The sequence below is a fragment of the Methylomonas sp. TEB genome, assembly GCF_047777895.1.
Lineage (GTDB): Bacteria > Pseudomonadota > Gammaproteobacteria > Methylococcales > Methylomonadaceae > Methylomonas.
The window spans coordinates 4,484,448-4,504,095 of the sequence record NZ_CP180476.1 but is presented as its reverse complement, the minus strand read 5'-3'; the positions used below and the strand labels follow the sequence as shown (position 1 = coordinate 4,504,095).

Here is a 19,648-nt window from a genome sequence, read left to right as displayed (position 1 = left end):
GTTAATTTCCGTGGGTTGTGATCAAGACATTCAGGCGTTGGCGTTGGCGGTGATTCAGACCGAAATGCAGGCGGTTGCCGGCTTGGCTGCACGCATCGATGAGCAATTTGTTAGTGCCTGCCGGTTGCTGCTGGCTTGTAAAGGCCGGGTGGTGGTTACCGGTATGGGCAAATCCGGGCATATAGCCGGTAAAATTGCCGCCACGCTGGCCAGCACCGGCACCCCGGCTTTCTTTGTGCACCCCGGAGAAGCCAGTCACGGCGATCTGGGCATGATTACCCGCCAGGATGTGGTGCTGGCCTTGTCCAATTCCGGCGAAACCGAAGAAATCCTGACGATATTGCCTATTATTAAGCGACTCGGCGTGCCGCTGATTGCGTTGACGGGTAATCCCGAATCGGCCTTGGCCAGGTTTGCTAGTGTGCACATCAATGTAGCTGTCGAGCATGAGGCTTGCCCGTTGGGTTTGGCGCCGACTGCCAGCACTACGGCGGCATTGGTCATGGGCGATGCGTTAGCCGTGTCGCTATTGGAAACCAAGGGTTTTACCCGCGACGATTTTGCTTTGTCGCATCCAGGCGGTAGCTTGGGTAAGCGCTTGTTGTTGCAGGTTAACGACATCATGCACCGCGGCAGTGAAGTGCCGGTGGTGACGGATAGTGTTTTAGTGAGCGATGCCTTGCTGGAAATGACCGGCAAGAAGCTGGGCATGACCGCAGTGGTCGATGGCGAAGGCAGGGTCGCCGGGATATTTACCGACGGTGATTTGCGGCGCATGTTGGAAAAAAATCTGGATGTGCATGCGACACGCATCGCCGAAGTCATGACGGGTCCTTGTAAAGTGATCGATGTGAATATGTTGGCGGCGGAAGCCATGCAAATCATGGAAAGTAAAAAAATCAATGCCCTGCTGGTCGTCGACAGCCAACAAAAATTGTTGGGCGCCTTGAATATGCACGACTTGCTGCGGGCCGGCATAGTCTGAGAGTGACGAGTGATGTTCGATTTAACCCCCCAATTACTGAGTGCTGTTAAGCGGCTAAAGCTGTTGATTCTGGATGTGGATGGCGTGCTGACCGACGGTCGTTTGTTTTTCGACGATAACGGCAAAGAATACAAATGTTTTCACGCGCGCGACGGGCATGGCATTAAATTGTTGCGTCAGACCGGAGTGGAAGTAGCGGTAATTTCCGGCCGCAAATCCAATTCGGTCGCGCTACGCATGCAGAGTCTTGGAGTCGAGCTTGTCTACCAAGGTCACGAGAACAAGCGCGCGGCATTCGCGGAAATTTTGCAGCGTCTGGTCCTAACGCCGGAACAAGTGGCGTATATCGGCGACGACATTCTGGATTTGCCGGTGATGCGTCAAGTTGGATTTGCCGTTGCGGTGCAAGATGCCAATTTCGTGCTAAAGAATTATGCTCATTGGCAAACACAGACAGCTGGCGGTTTGGGCGCGGTGCGAGAAGTATGCGATTTAATCATGCAAGTCCAAGGTAACTTTGACAGCGTGCTGCAAACCTATTTATGACCGTACTGAAAAATCTACAGATTTTTATTTATGTCGGCTTGGCAGCATTGTTGTCATGGTGGCTGGTTCAACTGAATGAACAGCGTGACGCCGAAATGAAAATTGTCGAAAATAGCCCGGATTTTTTTAGCTTGGGTTATTTCAAAAAGGAAATGAATATCGACGGTGTGCCGAAAAGCGAATTGGCCGCGGAAAAAATGCAGCACTTTAAAGCCGACGGCAGTACGCATCTGGAAAAGCCGGTAATGACTTTGTATAACCCCAACCAGATGCCTTGGCTAATCAAGGCCGACAGCGGCGTGATGGCTGCGGACGGCGATAATTTGCAACTTAACGGTAGTGCTTATATCAATCGGGAGGCCTCGAAAACCAATTCGGCGCTGACCATCAATACATCGGATCTGCGAGTAAAACTCGCCAGCCATTATGCGGAGACACAGGCGTGGACGGAGATCATCAGCCCACCCAACAAAACGGCGGGAGTAGGAATGGAAGCGACTTTTGTTAGTCCGATTCACCTGAAATTGTTGTCCAAAGTGAAAGGTCGCTATGAAATTAAGTAAAATGGTCGGTGTAGGCCTGTTATTCTCGGCGCGGATGGCGTTTGGTCTGGAGTCGGATTCCGAACAACCCATCTACATCGACTCGGATAATGCGGTTTACGACGAAAAGGCGCAGATCAGCACCTATACCGGCAATGTGGTTGCTACGCAGGGAACGATCAGAATCGATGGCGACAAATTGGTGGTTTATCTGAAAGATGGCGCGATTATCAAATTGATTGCTACAGGTAAACCGTCGCGATTCAAACAGTTGCCGGCGGTGGGCAAGGAAGAAATGCACGGGGAGGGCTTGATCAACGAATTTTACCCCGACCAGAATTTGCTGAAATTTATGAAAAATGCTTCGGTTTGGCAGGGTGACGCCAAACAATCCAGTGAGTATATCGAGTACGATACCAAAAACTCCTTGCTGAAGGCGGGTGAAGCGCAATCCGACGGCAAGCGCGTACACTCAGTGATTAAACCCAAGCCTAAGCAGGCGCAATAATGGCGCGATTGGTTGCGGAACAGCTGTTTAAACGCTACAACAATCGAAATGTGGTCGATGGGGTCAGCCTGAGGGTGGACACCGGGGAAGTCGTAGGTTTGTTGGGTCCGAACGGAGCCGGGAAAACCACCAGCTTTTACATGATGGTGGGCTTGGTCAAAGCCGATAGCGGCGAGATTTTTTTTGACGAGCAGCGCATCACGCATCATCCGATGCACCGGCGCGCGCGCTTGGGAATCGGTTATCTGGCGCAAGAGGCTTCGGTCTTTCGTAAATTGAGTGTAGCCGACAATTTACGCGCGGTATTGCAGATTCGGGCCGATTTGACCGATGGGCAAATCGAGTTGTTGATCGATGAGTTATTGACAGAGTTTAATATCAACCACTTACGTAATCAGGTGGCGCTTGGTTTGTCAGGTGGGGAGCGGCGCAGGGTGGAAATCGCCAGGGCGTTGGCTAGTGAGCCGCAATTTATTCTGCTCGACGAACCGTTTGCCGGTGTCGATCCTATTTCGGTGCTGGAGTTGCAAAAAATCATTGCGCACTTGAAGCATCGCGGTATCGGGATTTTGATTACCGAGCACAAAGTGCGGGAGACTTTGGAGATTTGCGATCGCGCTTATATTTTGAACAATGGGAAGGTTATCGCCGAAGGCCAGTCGCGCCAGTTGGTGGATAACGAAGAGGTGCGTAGAGTGTATCTGGGCGAGAAATTTAGTTTATGAAATTCGAATAGTCATGAAGCAATCTCTACAACTCCGTATCGGTCAGAGTCTGACCATGACGCCGCAATTGCAACAGGCTATTAAGCTGTTGCAGATGTCGACTTTGGACTTACAACAGGAAATTCAGCAAGCCTTGGAATCCAACATGATGTTGGAGATCGACGAAGAGGAACTGCCTAATCTGGAGTTTCGCGATAAAAAACTCGAAAACACCGATCAGCAAACCAGCGAAGGCTCGCAAACCGATATGCCGGACGAATTACCGGTCGATGTCAGTTGGGACGATGTCTACGAAAGCTCTTTGCCCAGCGGTGGCGATGAGGGCGATAGTCCGGAATTCGAGGCCTTTCGCGGCAAATCCGAGTCTTTACGCGATCATCTGGTTTGGCAGCTGGAGCTGATTCCGATTTCTGACCGCGATTATGCGATAGCTACCGCTATCATCGACGCGATTAACGATGACGGTTATGTGACCAGCGAATTGGCGGATATTTTTCAGGGACTCCAGGATCAACTGGAAGGCTTGGAAATGGATGAAGTCCTGGCCGTGTTGCATAGGGTGCAAAACTTTGATCCCGTCGGTGTGGCGGCGTTGGATTTGGCTGACTGCCTGGGTTTGCAACTGCAACAGTTACCGGCTACGACGCCTTATCGGTCGGAGGCTTTGGAGTTTGTGCACAGGCATTTGGATTTGTTGGCCAGTTGCGATCAAGCGCGCTTGATGAAGCGGATAGGGATGACCGAGGATGTATTAAAGGGGGTGCTGGCGTTAATCAGAACCCTGGATCCCAAGCCTGGCGCTCGCTTGCAGGATTCTGATGTCGAATACGTGGTGCCTGATGTGTTCGTCGCCAAAGTCAACGGACAGTGGCTGGTTAATCTGAACCCGGAGATAGCGCCCAAATTGCGCGTCAATCCTTTTTATTCCGGGATGATCAAACGCGCCGACAATAGTCATGACAATGTCAGCATGAAAAACCATCTGCAGGAAGCGCGCTGGTTTATCAAAAGCTTGCATAGCCGCAACGACACTTTGTTGAGAGTGGCGAGAAGCATCGTCGAAAAACAAGGCGATTTTTTCGAGCACGGTGCGATTGCGATGAAGCCGATGGTGTTGCGCGATATTGCCGAGGAATTGGAGTTGCACGAATCGACGATCTCTCGGGTCACCACGCAAAAATACATGCACACCCCGCACGGTGTGATCGAATTTAAATATTTTTTCTCCAGCCATGTCAGTACCGATGGCGGGGGAGAGTGTTCGGCGACCGCAATTCGGGCGCTGATAAAAGAGTTGGTCGGCAGTGAAAACCCGGCCAAGCCATTGAGCGATAGTAAAATATCGGACTTATTGAATGAGAAGGGCATTAACGTCGCGCGCCGCACCATTGCCAAATATCGGGAAGCGATGTCCATTCCTTCAACCAGCCAGCGGAAAAGGCATATTTGATCAATCTGGAAGAATAATTTTTAAAAACAGGAGTATTCCATGCAAGTCAGTATCACAGGTCATCACGTAGAAGTCACCGAAGCATTAAAAGCCTACGTGGATGAAAAAATCAGCAAAATCAAACGTCATTTCGACAATGTCGTTGATGTTCACGTCATTTTGACCGTTGAGAAATTGGAGCAAAAAGCCGAAGCGGCGGTACAAATCAGCGGTGCCAAACTGTATGCCGAAGACGTACAAGAAGATATGTACGCGGCTATCGACAACATGGTCGACAAACTCGACAGACAAATCGTCAAACATAAAGAAAAAAATCAGAACCATCGTTAATTATGGGCTTGCGCGGTACAGGGTGAACGCGATTTTCGCTCTGTATCGTTTTGCATATGAAACTAGTCATCGTCAGCGGCTTATCGGGATCGGGTAAAAGTATCGCGTTGGATACTTTGGAAGATTGCGGCTATTACTGTATCGACAATCTTCCCGTGACCTTGCTTGAGGATTTTGTCGATCATGTGATGCTGAAAGACCCGGCGACCTATAGTAAAACCGCTATCGGTATTGATGCCAGAAACCGTAACCAGAAGTTGGCGGATTTTCCGGATAGCCTGACTTTTATTCGCAGCAAAGGTATTGATTGCGAACTGGTTTTCATGGAAGCGGACGAGAACATCATTCTGAAGCGCTACAGTGAAACGCGCCGCCGCCATCCGCTGACCACCGAAAGTAGGCCGCTGCGCGAGGCTTTGGAAATCGAACGGGAAATGCTGCGACCCCTGGCAGCTCGTGCCGATATACTTATAGATACCAGTTTCACCCACTATCATCAGTTACGGGATTTGCTGAAAAACCGTTTGGGCGAAAAAGGCAAAAGTTCTTTGTCGATTTTGTTTCAGTCTTTCGGTTTTAAATACGGTATCCCGTTGGATGCCGACTTCGTGTTCGATGCCCGCAGTTTGCCCAATCCCTATTGGGCGCCGGAACTGCGAGGATTGACCGGTAAACACGCCGAGGTCATCGATTTTTTGCAGAATGAAGTGATCGTCAAAGAGTTTCTGCATGATATAGGTTATTTCATCGGTCGCTGGGCGCCGCGCTTCGAATCGGATAATCGCAGTTATTTAACCATAGCGATCGGTTGTACCGGCGGGCAACATCGTTCGGTTTATCTGGTCGAGGCATTGAGTAAGCACTTTCAAACTATTACTCCTAACGTTATCGTCAGGCATAGGGAATTGCGTTAACGCAATTCCCTAGCCCAATTTCTTGGTTTTTACCCATGACATCAGCAGCAAAGCTTGAAAATACCGAGCATCTTTTAGATCGCGCCATCGAAGTGCTGACAAAAGACTCTCTGATCGAGATTAGGAATCTAGTGCGTTCCTTATACCCGGCGGAAGCGGCGCATATTCTCGAGTCATTGGAGCCGGAACTGCGAGCCAAGCTGTGGGCGTTGATTCCGCCCAGCGTGATCGGCGAAATTCTGGTCGAGATAAATGTCGAAGTGGGTAGCAGCTTGCTGAAAATTACCGACAGGAAAGATTTGATTGCCGCAACTGAATCCATGGGCCATGACGGTATGGTCGATCTGCTGCATGTATTGCCTGAGCCTTTGCTGTCGCAAGTGATGGAATCTATCGGTGTACATAACCGCAATCGCATCGAAAAGGCGCTTAGCTATGACGAGCATACCGCCGGCGGCTTGATGTCTGACGATGTGTTAACCATTCGCGCCGATGTAACGCTGGATGTCGTGACGCGATATTTGCGCTTGCGCGGTAATATGCCGACTGCAACAGACAGTCTAATCGTGGTGGATCGCAAAGAGCAGTTTCAGGGCTTGTTGCCGATTAATCAATTGTTGACCCACGACCCGCATACCAAAGTTGAGTCGATTATGGATACCCGTAGCTCAGGTATTCCCTACGGTATGCCTAGTCGGGATGTGGCTGGTTTGTTCGAGCGCCGAAAATTGCTGTCCGCGCCCGTGTTAGCCAATGACGGTAAGGTTTTGGGGCGCGTCACTATCGACGATGTCGTGGGTTTGATTCGTGAAGAAGCCAATCACTCCTTAATGAGCATGGCCGGCTTGAGCGAAGAGCAGGATATGTTTGCGCCGGTATTTAGTAGTGCCAAGCGTCGTGCGCTTTGGTTGGGCGTGAATTTGCTCACCGCATTCTTGGCGGCTTCAGTCATCGATTTGTTTGAGGCTACTATTCAACAGATCGTCGCATTGGCGGTATTGATGCCGATTGTAGCGTCTATGGGGGGTATAGCCGGCAGTCAGACTTTGACACTGGTTGTCAGGGGCTTGGCCTTGCGACAAGTCACCACCGGTAACGCCGTGAGTTTATTGTTTAAAGAGGTCTCGGTCGGCCTGCTAAACGGCTTGGTTTGGGCTGCTGTGGTGGCGGTAGTGGCTGGGCTGTGGTTCCACAATCCGCATATCGGTATGTTGCTCGGCGTGGCGATGATGATCAATTTAGTGTGCGCGGCTTTGTCCGGCGTGGCGATTCCGGTGTTGTTGGATAAGATCGGTGTAGACCCTGCGCTGGCAGGCGGTGTGTTGCTGACCACAGTTACCGATGTGGTTGGATTCATGGCCTTTTTGGGCTTAGCAACCTTGTTTTTACTGTAAGGAACTGTGCTTTTTGTCACGGAAAATGATAGTATTTCGGGCATTCAGTAGCGGATTTTCCAAACTCGATGTCAACCGGCGCACCTACTTCGCAAAAAATAGCTTTGGAGTTTAAAAGCACGTCACTGACCGTGCCGGTGTTGCTGCTAGCCAGTAACGACATCTCTCTGATCGATCAGCAGCTCAAGGAAAAAGTGGTTCAAGCTCCCGAGTTTTTTAAAAACTCGCCCTTGCTGATCGATCTGCAAAAACTTAACGCTCAAAATCTGCCAATTGATTTCACCGAAATAGTCACTATCGTCCGTCTGCACGGCTTCATGCCAATAGGGGTGCGCGGGGGTAACGAACATCAGAACGGCGACGCTTTGGCTATGAATTTGCCCCAGCATTCCCTGCACGGCAGCAATGTGCCCTTAGTCAATAAAGCGCCGGCAAAAACCTTGCCGACACCTGCTGCGGAAGAGCAAAAGCAAGCCAATCAGTCAATTGAAAATAAGTTGGTGACACAGCCGATACGCTCGGGCCAGCGGGTTTATGCCAAAGGCGATTTGATCGTCACCGCAACCGTTAGTGCCGGCGCGGAAATCATGGCGGAAGGTAATATTCATATATACGGATCCCTGCGCGGACGAGCGCTTGCCGGCGTGCTGGGTAATGTCAATAGCCGTATTTTTTGTTCGGATTTGCAAGCGGAACTGATTTCGATAGCCGGCATTTACCAGCTCAGCGACGATTTGAGCAAGTATCCAGCACACAAGCCCGTACAGATCAGTCTGGATAACCAGACGCTGATTATCAAAGATATTTAAGCTTTTCTTGGAGGAACAACATTGGCCAGAATTATCGTAGTAACATCGGGAAAAGGTGGTGTGGGCAAGACCACAACCAGCGCCGCTATCGCGATGGGCTTAGCGAAGCGCGGACATAAAACCGCTGTGATCGATTTCGATGTGGGGCTGCGTAATCTCGACTTGATCATGGGATGCGAGCGTCGCGTGGTTTATGATTTGGTCAATGTGATCAACAACGAAGCCACCCTAAATCAGGCCCTGATCAAGGACAAGCGTTGCGACCAGTTATTTATATTGCCGGCATCGCAAACCCGTGATAAAGATGCTTTAACAACGGAAGGTGTCGGCAAAATTCTGGAAGAGTTGTCCAAAGACTTTAAATACATCGTTTGTGACTCGCCGGCAGGAATAGAGCGCGGTGCTACACTTGCCATGTACTTTGCTGATGATGCATTTGTGGTAACCAACCCGGAAGTCTCCTCCGTTAGGGATTCGGATCGTATGCTGGGTATCTTGTCCAGCAAATCGCGCCGCGCCGAGAATGGCGAAGAGCCGATCAAGGAGTATTTGTTGTTGTCGCGTTATTCGCCGGATCGGGTGAAATTGGGGGAGATGCTCAGCGTTGACGATGTACAGGAAATTTTGTCGCTACATTTGTTGGGCGTTATCCCTGAGTCCAAATCTGTGTTGAATGCGTCAAACTCAGGCACACCGGTCATTCTCGACGAGCAAAGCGATGCAGGGCAGGCTTATGCAGACATCGTGGCGCGTTATTTGGGCGAAACCAAACCACATCGTTTTATCGAGGAAGAGAAAAAAGGCTTATTCAGTAAGCTATTCGGGAGCAAGTGATGAGTCTCTTAGATTATTTCAGATCCTCGAAAACCAATACGGCATCGCTGGCCAAGGAGAGATTGCAAATTCTGGTCGCCCATGAGCGTGCATCCAGAAATCAACCGTCCTATTTGCCCGAGTTGCAGCAAGAATTGCTGGCGGTGATCCGTAAATATGTCAATGTCGGGCAGGATGCCATTACCGTTAATTTTGAACAGGATGGAAACCAGGAAACCCTGGAACTTAATATTGTGCTGCCTGATGAGCGTTAGTTGTGTTGACTAGCTTTTGCCGCGGCTTGTGTTGCGTAAGGCTGGATAGCATGACTAAAACCCCCCGATTTTTTTTGTTGTTTAAATGATGAGGAGTTGAAATGGTGGATACAATTGGCGAAGCAGCTGGAGCAGTCTGGCAATACTTGCATACGCATGGCGAAGCTAGCGTTAATAAAGTCACGACCGAAACCGGCTTGGGTAAGAACGACGTCCAGCGAGCGATCGGTTGGCTGGCTAAAGAAGACAAACTGAATATTGAAATGAAAGGCCGGGTAGAAACCCTTTCATTGAAATAAAAGTTTTCCCGCAACCTGCTTAAGGTTGAGCTAAGCGTGGCGACATTCAATACCGGTTCTTTGCCGGTTTGAGCGTCGCCGGGGTTTGCCCTTGGGCGGGTTCCTAAATGCCGCTGTGTTTTGTTGGTAAATCTGTTACCTGACAGGAATGCGTGGCCCGCTTAGACACGCGCCAGTCGCTCTGTCGAAATCAGATACCGTAGCAAACGCATTTAAATTTGCCGATGGAATGGCTGCGTAATGCCGTGAAAATTAAAAAATACTGATTCTAATAACCCTCTATTGCGGAGTCTTTCTGTCGAAATGAAAGCCAAAATTGCCACATTTTTCACCTTGGTGCTACTGGTTGTCATCAACCTGGGTATCTGGTCTTACGTCAATAATCCGTTAAAACTGCCATCCTGGAGCGATACCATGATGGGGGTGACCTTTAACCCCAAGGGGCGCGATTTCAATCCTGCTGACGGGGTATTTCCCACCAGAGAACAAATTCAATCCGATCTGGAGTTATTGTCCGGTAAAGCCCATTCGATAAGAACCTACACCGCGTTGGAGGGCATGGAGGTTGTGCCTGAGTTGACAGCCAAGAATGCGATCAATCTGGCGATGGGCTGTTGGGTGGATTTGGTTGATGACGATAGCGCCGAGGACGATCCGCAAAAAAAGTTAGAGAACACGCAGAAACGGCTGGATAAAAATCAGCGCGAAGTCGAAAGCCTAATCAATCTAACCAATCAATATCCAAAAACCATTGTTCGCACGCTGGTGGGTAACGAATCCTTATTGCGTTACAGAAACAAGGTTAGTGGACCTATCGCACAGAAAGTCCGTCAAGAATTTTCCGGTTCGATGAGCGAACAAGATTTGCAGCTGAAAATCGAGGCGGATGTTAAGGCGGAAGTGGCCGGCAAAGCCAACGAACTGATCGAGTACGTTCGCGAAGTAAAAAAGCGCACTTGGAAACCGGTTAGTACAGCTGAAACCTGGGATATATGGGTAGCAAACCCGGCCTTGGCGGCGGAAGTCGATTACATAGCTGTGCACATTCTGCCCTATTGGGAAGGTGTGCCGGTCGATTTACCCAAAGGTGCGGAAGGCGATAACGCAGTCGAATATGTGTTCAAGCGTTATTACGAATTGCAGCAGTTGTACCCCAACAAAACCATCGTGATTACCGAGGTGGGTTGGCCGTCCGACGGTCCTCCGCAAAAAGCCGCCACTGCTTCGTTGGCGAATCAAGCCAAGTTTTTGCGTGAGTTCCTGAATCGCGCGACTGCCGAAAACATTATTTACTATGTGGTCGAAGCGTTTGACCAGCCGTGGAAGATCAAGCTGGAAGGTACGGCCGGTGCTTACTGGGGCTTATTCAATGCTGATCGTCAGCCTAAGTTCCCGATGGAAGGTGACGTACTGGCCAATCCAACCTGGCGTAACTGGGCTAGTGGCGCTGCAGTACTCAGTATTATCTTGATGGCGGCCTTCTTGTTTACCCGTAAGAGCTTGAAGCTGCCGGGTAAATTTTTCTTCGGTATCGTCGCCAACTTGGCGGCGTCGGTATTGTTTTGGTCGGCATCGATTGCCGCCGCTCAATACCAAACCAGTTTTTCGGTTGTGTTCTGGGCGATTTTGCTGATGATGCAGGCCATGGCCATCTTGGTGTTGCTGACCGAGAGCCTGGAGATTTCCGAAGTCATCTGGCATCGCAAGGGTCGCCGTACCTTCCAGCCGCTGACGCCGCCGGCCGGTTTCCGTTATCCGAAGGTTTCGATCCACTTGCCGATCCACAACGAGCCACCGGAAATGGTGCGCAAGACCCTGAATGCGTTGGCTAAGGTCGATTATCCGAACTACGAAGTATTGGTGATGGATAACAACACCAAAGATCCGACAGTTTGGCAGCCGGTGCGTGAAGATTGCGACCGCCTCGGGGCGAAGTTCCGCTTCTTCCATCTGGACAACTGGCCCGGTTACAAGGCCGGTGCGATCAACTACGCATTGACCAATACCGCTGAAGATGCCGAAATCATCGCGGTCATCGACAGCGACTACATTCTGAATCCCGATTGGCTGAAAGCGATGGTGCCGTATTTCGACCAGGAAAATGTCGGCTTTGTGCAGTCGCCCCAGGATTACCGAGATTCTGGTCAAAACACGTTCAAAGATATTTGCTACTGGGAGTATGCAGGCTTTTTTAATATCGGCATGGTGCAACGTAACGAATTCAACGCCATCATCCAACACGGCACGATGACGATGGTCCGCAAGTCGGCGTTCGACAAAGTCGGTCCGTGGGGCGAATGGTGTATCTGCGAGGATAGCGAATTGGGCTTGCGTCTTTATGAAGCGGGTTACGACTCGGTGTACTGCAAGGAGTCTTTCGGTCGCGGCCTGATGCCGGATACCTTCTCCGGCTATATGACGCAGCGTTTCCGCTGGGTATACGGCGCGATGCAGATCATCAAAAAGCATTGGCGGCATTTTTTGCCCAACAAAAAGTCTTCGCTTACTTCGGCACAGCGCTATTACTTTGTGGCGGGTTGGTTGCCTTGGTTTTCCGATGCCTTGGCCCTGTTGTTTACCGGCACCAGCTTGATATTGACCGCACTGATCGTGTCGGATCCTATTCATAGCGAATTGCCGGTAAATGCCTTCCTGTTGCCGACCATAGGCCTGTTTGCATTTAAGATTTTGCGCGGTTTGTGGTTGTACAAAGCGCGGGTGGCTTGTTCAATGTTGCATGCATTGGGTGCGGCACTGGCCGGATTATCGCTGACGCATACCGTGGCACGCGGGACTTTGCAGGGCTTGTTCACCTCCGGCAAACCCTTCATGCGCACGCCAAAATACGAGCAGCAAGGGCCGTTGGTGGCGGGGTTGTTGATCATTTGGCAGGAGTTATTGTTGCTGAGCCTGCTTTTGGCTGGCATCCTGGCGATGCGCTCTATCGAGCATTTCGATAACTTGAGCGGCAGGTTGTGGATGGCAGTATTGGCGGTACAATCGGTGCCTTATGTCGCCACACTGCTGACAATTCTGATCAGCGTTGCGCCTAACTATTTTCCTGGCAAAAAACTGTCCGCCGATGAGTTAGACGCGGACGAGTAAGTACCGCTTGCTTGGTATCCGAAGACCCTTGTCGGCTGAAAGGCTGGCAAGGGTTTTTTTGTTTAGCGGGCGAGGACCGGTTCCAGTTGCTACCTGAGCTGTTGTCGCTGTTTTGAGTGTCAGCATCAAAACAATGGATATGGCGGCGAATAAAATAAACTGTGTTATATGACTTATTTTTAGTGAGTCATTTGCCGCATAAATGGGTGGTTGTAGTGGCGTATTTGATGATGTGTTGTATTAATTGATTGATAAAAAAGCACAATTGTATTTAGGTTTATAAATTGCTTATATCTACAAATGGTTGTTTTAAAGTGTGTGAGATCACCAGAAACTGTTGGTGTTTTAAATAGCGCTTTTGCCGACAATTAGTCCTTAGCAAGAACAAACCGCATACCTTCGCAATTTTTAAACCTATGAAACACGCAAAAATCAAACTTGGCGCCAAGCCCTATTTAATGGGGGCAATGCTGCTTACTGTGTTGCCGGGAGTCTCGGCGACCGAAGATGGCAAGACGGACAATAAAACCGGTAGTAATCAAACCGCGGTATTGCCGGAAATGACGGTTACCGCCGAAAGCGGAAAAGCCGCTACGCAAACAGCTACCGAAAAATACAAGTTGCCTGCTGTGACAGAAAGCGTTACCCGCGAGAAGATGGAAGATACCATCAACGTAATGAACACTGAGGATGCCATCAAGTATTTGCCTAATATCCTGGTGCGCAAACGTTATATCGGCGACAAGGAAATGCCGGTGTCTATGCGCACCTCCGGGACCGGTTCTAGTGCGCGCAGCTTGATTTATGCGGACGGCATTTTGCTATCGTCGTTGCTGGGAAACAATAACAGCATGACCGGATCGCCGCGCTGGAATATGGTCTCACCATCAGAAATCGAGCGGGTTGATGTGATGTACGGACCGTTTTCCGCAGCCTACGGCGGTAACTCGATAGGCGGTGTCGTTGATATTACGACGCGGATGCCAGAGAAATTCGAGGCCGGCGGCGGCGTGCAGTCTACTTGGCAAGAATACGATGTTTACGGCCATACCGATGTCTATGACTCCCAGCAGTACACGGCCAATCTGGGTAGCCGACACGGCGACTTTTCCTGGCGTTTCGATGTCAGTCATTTGGATGCGCATAGCCAGCCTATCAGTTATACATATCTTCCCACTAGTTCCGGCACGGGTGGCGTACCCGTTACCGGCGCCGTCGGCGATGTCGATAGAAGCGGCTCCCAAAGAATCTTTGCCATAGGCGAAGGCAATATCAGGCATACGATTCAGGATAATTTTAAGTGGAAACTGGCTTACGATATTACGCCGACGCTGAAAGCTTCGTATACATTGGGTCTGTGGCAAAACGACGAAAGCGGGGGCTTCAATAGCTACTTGCGCAGTGCCACTACCGGGGCTCCGGTTAATAGCGGCATCATCAATATGAACGGACGAAACTACAACTTGGGTTCGACGTTTGCCGAGAACGATTACCAGCAGATGCATTGGTCGCACGGTATGGCGCTGAAATCGAACACCGGCGGTATTTTCGATTGGGAATTGACTGGCAGTGTGATCAATTATGGTCAGGATGAGCAACGCGCGCCCACGGTTGCGCCCAATCTTGCGGCTGCGGGTGGTGCTGGAACGCTTACCAGCCTAAACGACACCGGTTGGCATACTGTGGATGCTAAAGGTATATGGCGTCCGGATTCCGCATGGGGACCGCATCATGTCAGCTTTGGGTTTCATCATGATCTTTACGAATTAAACAACCAACAATATGTAACCTCCAATTGGATCTACGGTGCACCAGTCCGCTTAAATACCAATTCGCAAGGCAAGACCGAAACCAACGCGGTCTGGATTCAAGACGCATGGACATTTGATCCGGATTGGACGTTGACCTTGGGCGGACGTTTGGAGAACTGGAACGCCTTCGATGGCACTAACACCGGTTCAAACGGCAGAACGATCAATCAGTCTAACCGCAGCGATTTAAGATTTTCGCCAAAAGCCTCGCTGGCCTGGAAGCCGACTGATAGCTGGAAATTTACCAGCTCTATTGCTCAGGCTTACCGTTTCCCAACGGTGACAGAACTGTTCCAGGGTACCAATATCACCGTCAGCGGCACCTCAAATATTGTGAATCCCAATCCAACGCTAAAGCCTGAAGAGGCATTGTCTTCCGAGCTTTCCGCGCAATATTTTCTGAGCGAAGGTTCGTTGCGTTTGAGCTTATTCCACGAAAAAGTCTACGATGCCATCTACAGTCAAACGACTTTCAGTCCTGTCACTAACTCGACATTATCATATGCGCAGAACATCGACCAGATCAGCACCTACGGTTGGGAGTTTTCCGGCGAGCACAGTAATGTCGTTATCGATGGCCTGGATTTGTCGGGTAACGTGACCTGGGCGAATTCGCGCATCGATAAAAATGCGGCCCTGCCTGCGTCTGTCGGCAAGTATCAACCCAGAGTGCCGGAGTGGCGCGCTAGTGCCACGGCCACATATCATGTGACTAAAGATTTTACGTCCTCTATCAGTGGACGCTATAGCAGTCAACAATATGGGCAAATCGATAACAGCGACGTCAATCCGGATACTTACACCGGCACCGGCAGCGCGTTTTTTGTTGTGGATACCCGTGCCAAATATCAACTGACCAAGCAACTGACGCTTTCAGCGGGTATCGACAATATTACCAACGAAAAATATTGGCTGTTCCATGTGTTTCCGCAGCGCACCTATATCGCAGAATTGAAATTTAACTATTAAGCGGTTATTAAATGTATTCAACCGGGATAGGCAGAGCTCATCTAATCCTGGTCGTGCGTTAAATGACATAGTTTAATTTTTCCCGGTCAAACGGGTAAAAATGTTCGTAACTTTCCGGACACTTACTAAAAGACGATGATGAAATTTCAACTTCCTTTGGCAATGGTAGGCTCGTTGATTTTGACTGCATGTGCCAACGAGCCGATCACAAGTAAGCAAGGCGCTGAGGCGGCTAAGCTTGAACAGCGTACCGACCAAAAAGCATTGTGCGCCGATCTGCAAGCCAGTCCGGCGATCGGATGTTCCGAGACGGTGACCGCGACTTTCGACAATAGCGGTGTGCTGTGGTTGGCTTGGGTGGTTCGCGATCATATCTATGTGCAATCGTCTACCGATAAAGGTCGGAGCTTTTCCGCACCGGTTGCGGTAAACGCCGAGCCGGAAGCTATTGCCGCGCGCGGTGAATACCGGCCAAAAATCAAACTCGATGCGCAAGGCAATATCTACCTGACCTGGACCCAAAATCTGGAAAAACGCCATACTGGCAACATTCGCTTCAGTCGCTCGACGGACGGCGGCAAGAGTTTTTTTAAGCCGGTGACGGTCAATGACAATCTGGACGTGATCGGCCACCGCTTCGATGCGCTGGCGGTGGGGAAGAATGGCGAGATTTTTGTGGCTTGGCTGGATGCGCGCGATAAGGAAAAAGCCAAGGCCGCTAAGCAAGAGTTTGCAGGTACTGCCGTGTATTACGCCTGGTCGGACAATGGTGGTAAAAGCTTCTATCCCAACAAAACCGTTGCGCCGCATAGCTGTGAATGCTGCCGTTTGGGTGTGGAAATAGATGCCGACAATTTGCCGGTGGTGTTGTGGCGGCATGTTTATGAAGGCAATATCCGCGATCATGCGCTGGTTAAATTTAAGGATTGGCGCACGCCTGGAGCGGTGCAGCGCGTCAGCCAAGAAAACTGGAAAATCGATGCTTGTCCGCATCATGGCCCGGCCTTATCAGTTGCCGACAATGGCGTTTACCATTCGGTATGGTTCAGCGGAGCCGCTGATAAACAAGGCTTGTTTTACGGCCACTCCAAGGATGGCGGCCTAAGTTATTCGCAGGCCTACCATTTCGGCAATCAAGGCGCCAAACATCCCAACGTGTTTGCCAAGGGCGAGCAGGTAGTGGTGGTCTGGTCGGAATTCGACGGCAGCCATAATCTGTTGCAGTTGATTAAGTCTAATGACGGCGGATTGAGCTGGTCGCAACCCGAAGTCGTCGGTAAAACGGCGGAAAGCGCGGACGATGCTTTTCTGTTGAGCGATGGTGAGAGTGTTTTTCTATCCTGGCAAACCGCGCAGGGCTATCAATTCAAGCCGATTTAGGTTTTAGTGATCCAAAGCCATCCCGCTAGTCGCGCGGTATGGCTTTGGCTGAACGGCTCTTCAATTTCCGATCAGTTTCAACTCGGCTTCCCGATATTTTTCCGCGCATTTTCTGCTAACTTCTTCCGGCAATTTCGGACCAGGCGCGGTCTTGTTCCAATCCAAGGTTTCCAGGTAATCGCGTAGATATTGTTTGTCGAAGCTAGGCGGGCTGATGCCGACTTGATATTGCTCGACCGGCCAAAAGCGCGAGGAATCGGGGGTCAACGCTTCGTCGATCAAGTACAGGGTGCCGTCTTCGTCCAGGCCAAATTCGAATTTGGTATCGGCGATGATGATTCCGCGTTCGCGAGCGTAATCAGCCGCGGTTGTGTAGAGCTGCAAGCTGGCGTCGCGCACCTTGCCGGCCAGTTCCGCTCCCATCAACGCCACCGTATCGGCGAAGCTGATGTTTTCGTCATGGGTGCCCATTTCGGCCTTGCTGGACGGCGTGTAAATCGGCTGCGGCAATTGTTGCGCCTGTTGCAAGCCGGCCGGCAGCTCGATACCGCACACCGAGCCGCTGTTTTGATAATCCTTCCAACCCGAGCCTATCAAATAGCCGCGCACGATGGCTTCCACCGGCAGCGGTTTCAGACGTTTGACGATGATGGCCCGGCCTTCCACTTGCGCTCTTAATTCGGAATCGGGAATCACGTCCGCCAGCGTCAAGTCGTCGCTTAAATGGTTGGGAATAATATCGCGCATTTTTTCGAACCAAAAATTACTTACCCTGGTCAATACGCGGCCTTTACCGGGAATCGGGTCGGGCATGATCACATCGAACGCCGACATCCTGTCCGAGGTGACGATCAGCAAATGGTTAGCGTCGATTTCGTACATATCGCGGACTTTGCCGCGGCCGAGCAATTTCAAATGCGGCAGGGAAGATTCGTAAAGTGCGGCGGGGGCATTCATAATACGTCTGTGGAGTCAGTGGAAAATGGCTGTAATTTTATCATTAAACCTGTTGAGGGTAGGAAACGCATGAGTTGGCTGGGCAAGTTGGTAGGTGGGGCGTTTGGATTTATGTTGGGCGGGCCGTTGGGGGCGATTTTCGGTGCGTCGGTAGGGCATCAGTTCGATGCCGGACTGGACGGGATGGCCGGCGAGTCATTTAATCCCGGCGACCAGCAGCGCGTGCAAATGGCGTTTTTCACTGCGACGTTCGCGGTGATGGGCCATGTCGCCAAGGTGGATGGCCGGGTTTCCAACGAGGAAATCGGGCTGGCAAAACGGGTGATGGGTAATATGGAACTCAGTGCCGAGCTGCGCGAAGCCGCGATTCAACTGTTTCAGCAAGGCAAGCAGACCGATTTTCCATTGGCGGAAGTACTGCGGCAATTTCGCGTGGAATGTCATCGCCGGACTAATCTAGTGCGCATGTTCGTGGAAATCCAGATTCAAGCGGCGTTTGCCGACGGTGTTTACGATGCCAAGGAAGAAAAGCTGTTACTGGATATTTGCGCGCAACTGGGTGTATCGCGTTTCGAATATCAGATCATCAAGGGGCAAGTACAGGCGCAACATCGTTTTCAGCAGTCCGGTGAACAGTTTCATACGGCTAAAGCAGGTTTGTCGAAATTGGAAGATGCGTACGCCGTGTTGGGCATAGCCTCAACGGCCGACGATGCGGAGGTGAAAAAAGCCTATCGGCGCCTGATGAGTCAGCACCATCCGGACAAATTGGTGGCCAAGGGGTTACCCGAGGAAATGATGCAGATGGCCAAGCAAAAGACTCAGCAAATCAGGAAAGCTTACGAAACGATACGGGAAACAAGAGGTTTTTAAAAAGAGCCCGCCTGCCACGGAGGCGGCTGACGGGCTTGAAATAAACAGATTAACTGCTTAACAACGAGGGAGGTACAACAAAACTTAAGCGCGAAACGAGTCGCTAAAATCCAGATTGCTAGCGATGGTTGCAGCGCCGAATAGCATGGTGGAGATGATGAACTCGCCAGACATGAAGCCAAACACGCCGGTGGTGAAAAACAGGCCGGTGAGTACGTCTTTATACAGATTGTTCGATTTGTTCATTTTTGCTCCTAGACTGAATACAGTCGATACCAATGAAGACGACTTTAATATAAGCTTTATTTTTTTATTTACAATACCGGCTATAGTGGATTGCTTGTTTCTTTTTTAGAAACAATATTGAAATAAAGCTGTCATCTAGGCTTGTTATAAGCTTGTTTAATCCAGGAAGGCGTTGAGCGCGGGTAGATTGCTCTTGGGGAGTTTGACGGTTAACCTGACCGAATCGGAAAAATCCTGACCGATAATGCTGCCGTCCAGTTTTTTTAACTGGTATTCCAGCGCTTGTAGTCGGTGGTAATCCAGATTCAATGTCAGCTCGGCGAATTCAATGTATTCGACAATGTCGGCAGCTTCTATGACTTGCTTGGCGACATTGCCGTAGGCGCGGGTCAAGCCGCCCGCGCCCAGCTTCACCCCACCAAAATAGCGAATCACCGCCACCACCAGATTGATTAATTGCTTGCCTTCCAGATGCTGAAAGATCGGCTTACCGGCGGTGCCGCTGGGTTCGCCGGCATCGTGAAAACGGCAGATCAGACCGTCCGGCGATTGGATGCGATAAGCGTAAACGATATGGCTGGCGTCGGGGAAGCGTTGATGCAAATCCTTTAATAACAACAAAGCTTCGCGCTCGGTCTGGCAGGGGCTGATGATGCCGATGAAGCGGGATTTCTTGATGATCTCCTCGACTTCACAAGTCTTGACGACGATTTGCAC

At 50.5% G+C, this 19,648-nt stretch carries 20 protein-coding genes; 17 read left to right on the top strand and 3 right to left on the bottom strand.

The genetic code is table 11. From position 1 onward, the window contains the following. The first annotated feature begins 10 nt into the window (after nt 1-10). The 16 genes from ACMXD4_RS20375 (at nt 11) to ACMXD4_RS20300 (ending at nt 16,855) form a co-directional block, all read left to right on the top strand. A complete protein-coding gene (locus ACMXD4_RS20375) occupies nt 11-985 on the top strand; it encodes a KpsF/GutQ family sugar-phosphate isomerase (protein ID WP_171697417.1) in 975 nt (324 codons plus the stop codon). A 12-nt stretch (nt 986-997) separates the two neighbouring features. After that, nucleotides 998-1,531: a 3-deoxy-manno-octulosonate-8-phosphatase KdsC gene (kdsC, locus tag ACMXD4_RS20370; RefSeq protein ID WP_171697418.1), complete on the top strand. Its 534-nt coding sequence runs from the start codon at nt 998-1,000 to the stop codon at nt 1,529-1,531. Next, nucleotides 1,528-2,094, top strand: a complete 567-nt coding sequence (gene lptC, locus ACMXD4_RS20365) for an LPS export ABC transporter periplasmic protein LptC (RefSeq protein WP_033157735.1) — start codon at nt 1,528-1,530, stop codon at nt 2,092-2,094. Before kdsC ends, lptC begins: the two co-directional genes overlap by 4 nt. Further along, the gene (gene lptA / locus ACMXD4_RS20360) at nt 2,081-2,581 is read left to right on the top strand and encodes a lipopolysaccharide transport periplasmic protein LptA (RefSeq protein WP_171697419.1); all 501 of its coding nucleotides are present in this window, start codon (nt 2,081-2,083) and stop codon (nt 2,579-2,581) included. The genes lptC and lptA overlap by 14 nt, the downstream gene beginning before the upstream one ends. After that, nucleotides 2,581-3,306 carry an LPS export ABC transporter ATP-binding protein gene (gene lptB, locus ACMXD4_RS20355; RefSeq protein ID WP_033157737.1) on the top strand — a complete coding sequence of 242 codons (726 nt, stop codon included), beginning with the start codon at nt 2,581-2,583 and terminating at the stop codon, nt 3,304-3,306. Before lptA ends, lptB begins: the two co-directional genes overlap by 1 nt. 13 nt (nt 3,307-3,319) lie before the next feature. Then, complete coding sequence (locus tag ACMXD4_RS20350) at nt 3,320-4,756, top strand: RNA polymerase factor sigma-54 (protein WP_171697420.1); 1,437 nt, start codon at nt 3,320-3,322, stop codon at nt 4,754-4,756. Between the two features lie 39 nt (nt 4,757-4,795). Next, nucleotides 4,796-5,086 carry a ribosome hibernation-promoting factor, HPF/YfiA family gene (gene hpf / locus ACMXD4_RS20345; protein WP_020483551.1) on the top strand — a complete coding sequence of 97 codons (291 nt, stop codon included), beginning with the start codon at nt 4,796-4,798 and terminating at the stop codon, nt 5,084-5,086. Between the two features lie 56 nt (nt 5,087-5,142). Further along, a complete protein-coding gene (gene rapZ / locus ACMXD4_RS20340) occupies nt 5,143-6,000 on the top strand; it encodes an RNase adapter RapZ (protein WP_033157739.1) in 858 nt (285 codons plus the stop codon). A 35-nt stretch (nt 6,001-6,035) separates the two neighbouring features. Continuing rightward, on the top strand, nt 6,036-7,394 hold the full coding sequence (gene mgtE / locus ACMXD4_RS20335; protein WP_205451470.1) for a magnesium transporter: 1,359 nt from the start codon (nt 6,036-6,038) through the stop codon (nt 7,392-7,394). 68 nt (nt 7,395-7,462) lie between these two features. Beyond that, complete coding sequence (gene minC / locus ACMXD4_RS20330; RefSeq protein WP_415879209.1) at nt 7,463-8,203, top strand: septum site-determining protein MinC; 741 nt, start codon at nt 7,463-7,465, stop codon at nt 8,201-8,203. 21 nt (nt 8,204-8,224) lie between these two features. Beyond that, the gene (minD, locus tag ACMXD4_RS20325; protein WP_033157742.1) at nt 8,225-9,037 is read left to right on the top strand and encodes a septum site-determining protein MinD; all 813 of its coding nucleotides are present in this window, start codon (nt 8,225-8,227) and stop codon (nt 9,035-9,037) included. Next, entirely contained in the window at nt 9,037-9,291 is a 255-nt protein-coding gene (gene minE / locus ACMXD4_RS20320) for a cell division topological specificity factor MinE (protein ID WP_020483546.1), read from the top strand. Before minD ends, minE begins: the two co-directional genes overlap by 1 nt. 101 nt (nt 9,292-9,392) lie before the next feature. Then, on the top strand, nt 9,393-9,590 hold the full coding sequence (locus ACMXD4_RS20315; protein WP_020483545.1) for a winged helix-turn-helix domain-containing protein: 198 nt from the start codon (nt 9,393-9,395) through the stop codon (nt 9,588-9,590). A gap of 303 nt (nt 9,591-9,893) precedes the next feature. Beyond that, nucleotides 9,894-12,695: a glycosyltransferase gene (locus ACMXD4_RS20310; protein WP_415879208.1), complete on the top strand. Its 2,802-nt coding sequence runs from the start codon at nt 9,894-9,896 to the stop codon at nt 12,693-12,695. Nucleotides 12,696-13,111: 416 nt separating this feature from the next. Next, on the top strand, nt 13,112-15,475 hold the full coding sequence (locus tag ACMXD4_RS20305) for a TonB-dependent receptor (protein ID WP_415879207.1): 2,364 nt from the start codon (nt 13,112-13,114) through the stop codon (nt 15,473-15,475). Nucleotides 15,476-15,610: 135 nt separating this feature from the next. Further along, nucleotides 15,611-16,855, top strand: coding sequence for a sialidase family protein (locus tag ACMXD4_RS20300; RefSeq protein ID WP_415879206.1), 1,245 nt, complete (start codon nt 15,611-15,613; stop codon nt 16,853-16,855). 60 nt (nt 16,856-16,915) lie between these two features. Here ACMXD4_RS20300 and ACMXD4_RS20295 read toward each other — a convergent pair whose 3' ends face one another. Continuing rightward, nucleotides 16,916-17,812, bottom strand: coding sequence for a phosphoribosylaminoimidazolesuccinocarboxamide synthase (locus tag ACMXD4_RS20295; protein WP_033157745.1), 897 nt, complete (start codon nt 17,810-17,812; stop codon nt 16,916-16,918). A gap of 69 nt (nt 17,813-17,881) precedes the next feature. On the opposite strand from ACMXD4_RS20295, the gene djlA reads away from it, so the two are divergent. Beyond that, nucleotides 17,882-18,685, top strand: a complete 804-nt coding sequence (gene djlA / locus ACMXD4_RS20290) for a co-chaperone DjlA (RefSeq protein WP_415879205.1) — start codon at nt 17,882-17,884, stop codon at nt 18,683-18,685. Between the two features lie 84 nt (nt 18,686-18,769). Here the strand turns inward: djlA and ACMXD4_RS20285 are convergent, their stop codons facing one another. Together ACMXD4_RS20285 and ACMXD4_RS20280 are read right to left on the bottom strand one after the other, a co-directional pair. Beyond that, nucleotides 18,770-18,931, bottom strand: a complete 162-nt coding sequence (locus tag ACMXD4_RS20285; RefSeq protein WP_020483539.1) for a hypothetical protein — start codon at nt 18,929-18,931, stop codon at nt 18,770-18,772. A 156-nt stretch (nt 18,932-19,087) separates the two neighbouring features. Next, nucleotides 19,088-19,648, bottom strand: a complete 561-nt coding sequence (locus ACMXD4_RS20280) for a YigZ family protein (RefSeq protein ID WP_415879204.1) — start codon at nt 19,646-19,648, stop codon at nt 19,088-19,090.